This is a genomic window from Sphingorhabdus sp. (genome assembly GCF_040079335.1).
Lineage (GTDB): Bacteria > Pseudomonadota > Alphaproteobacteria > Sphingomonadales > Sphingomonadaceae > Sphingorhabdus_B.
In genome coordinates this window covers 1-1,957 of the sequence record NZ_JBEBKL010000126.1, presented here as the reverse complement: position 1 = coordinate 1,957, position 1,957 = coordinate 1, and the positions used below count along the sequence as shown (strand labels likewise).

Genomic DNA, 1,957 nt, shown 5'->3' with positions numbered 1-1,957 from the left:
GATTGAAAAAGGCTATCGCGATTTCCTGTCGCGCGTTGCAACGTCGCGCAAAAAAACTGTCGAGCAAGTCGATGCCATCGGCCAAGGCCGCGTCTGGGCGGGCGGCACCGCGCGGCAATTGGGCTTGGTTGACCGCATGGGCGATCTGGACGATGCGCTGGCCGAGGCGGCGAAATTGGCCAAGCTGGACAAAGGCGATTGGCATCCCCATTATCTTGATCCGCAAGCCGATTTTGCCAGCGGATTGCTTGGAGCGTTCATGCCGCAACCCGCACATACGCAAGCGCCCGCTGATTTGTTTGCGCACGCCGCGTGGCAGCAGCAAATCATGTTCGACCGGATGGCAGCGGACTTGCGCATGTTGACGACAACACAGGGCGCGCAGGTCCGGTGTCTGGAATGTGCGGGTGTTGTTGGGGTTCCGGTGCGCGCGTCATTTAAAAGCAAGCGCAGCTGGCTGGATTGGCTTGTCGGTGCTTGACGGGTTGGGCGTTTAGGATTGGTTTGTGCCATTTGTTTCACGCAAAGGCGCAAAGGAAAATAAGGGCGCAGCCCATATTTTCATCGGTGCTGACGCCTTATGTGAATACTAGATTCAGTAGCTACGCTACCCCTTAATTATTCTTTGCGCCTTTGCGCGAAACAAATGGCACACCCGTGCCGTTCGGCAAGAACTATTTGATAAAACTCACCCACTCCGAAACGCATTGGTGATCGGGTAACGCCGGTCGCGGCCGAAGTTGCGCGAGCCTAGCTTCACCCCCGGCGGCGCCTGCCGTCGCTTATATTCGGCGATGTAGAGCAGTCGTTCGATACGCTCGACGACTTCGCGTGGATGGCCGCGGGCAGTGACTTCATCGACTGAGAGTTCGTGCTCAACCAGCCCCAGCAATATGTCGTCAAGCACCGGATAGGCAGGCAGGCTGTCGCTGTCTTTCTGATCAGGGCGCAGTTCGGCGGAAGGCGGGCGGGTAATGATTGCCTCTGGGATGACTGGACCATCAGGGCCAAGACCTATGCGGGGCTTGTGTTTGTTGCGCCAGTTGGAAATGGCGAACACCGTCATCTTATAAGCGTCTTTTAGGGGGTTATATCCGCCTGCCATATCTCCATAGATCGTGGCATATCCGACGCTCATTTCGCTTTTGTTGCCCGTCGTCAGCAGCATGTGGCCAAATTTGTTGGATAGCGCCATCAGAGTCACGCCGCGTATCCGCGACTGGACGTTCTCTTCGGTGATATCGACCTCGACATCAGCAAAGCTGCCCGACAGCATTGCGTCAAAGGCATCGACGGCGGGTGAAATCGGAATTGTGTCGAGTTTGCAGCCGATCAACTTGGCGCATTCCGCCGCCAGATCGAGGCTCAACTGTCCTGTAAAGCGGCTGGGTAACATCACACACCACACCCGCTCTGGTCCCAGAGCATCGGCGGCAATCGCGGCGCAAATCGCGCTATCGATCCCGCCGGAAAGGCCGAGCACAACGCCGGGGAACCGATTTCGGTCGACATAATCGCGCAGCGCCAGCACCATTGCAGAATAAATATCCGCCGGATGATCCTCCCATGCCGCCAACGCTCCAGCCGCACAGGACCAGCCAGCATCGCCGCGCGACCAATGCGTGACCGCCAAATGCTCTTCCCAATCGGGCAGGCGGTGCGCAGCAACACCGTCAGCGTTCAGCACAAACGAACAGCCGTCGAAAACCAGTTCGTCCTGCCCACCAACGCGGTTAAGGAACAGCAAAGGCAATCCAGTCTCGGCAACGCGGGCGGCAAAAACTTGCTCCAGCCGCCGGTCGTCCTTGTCGATTTCATAGGGCGATCCGTTGACCGAGATCAGAATTTCCGCGCCCTTATCAGCCAGATGTTTGGAAACCGTCGGCAACCAACCATCTTCGCAAATCGGTAGGCCCAGCCGCACACCGCGAAATTCGACGGGCTCCGGCAAAGGCCC

General features: G+C 57.8%; 2 protein-coding genes. One reads left to right on the top strand and one right to left on the bottom strand.

Annotation, left to right across the window (positions count from 1 at the left end; translation table 11 throughout):
- On the top strand, window positions 1-481 hold a 481-nt coding region (locus ABL922_RS14730; protein WP_349024960.1), incomplete at its 5' end, for a S49 family peptidase.
- Window positions 482-688: 207 nt separating this feature from the next.
- Here the strand turns inward: ABL922_RS14730 and ABL922_RS14725 are convergent.
- Window positions 689-1,957 (bottom strand): NAD+ synthase (locus ABL922_RS14725; protein WP_349024959.1); only part of this gene is annotated, 1,269 nt, incomplete at its 5' end.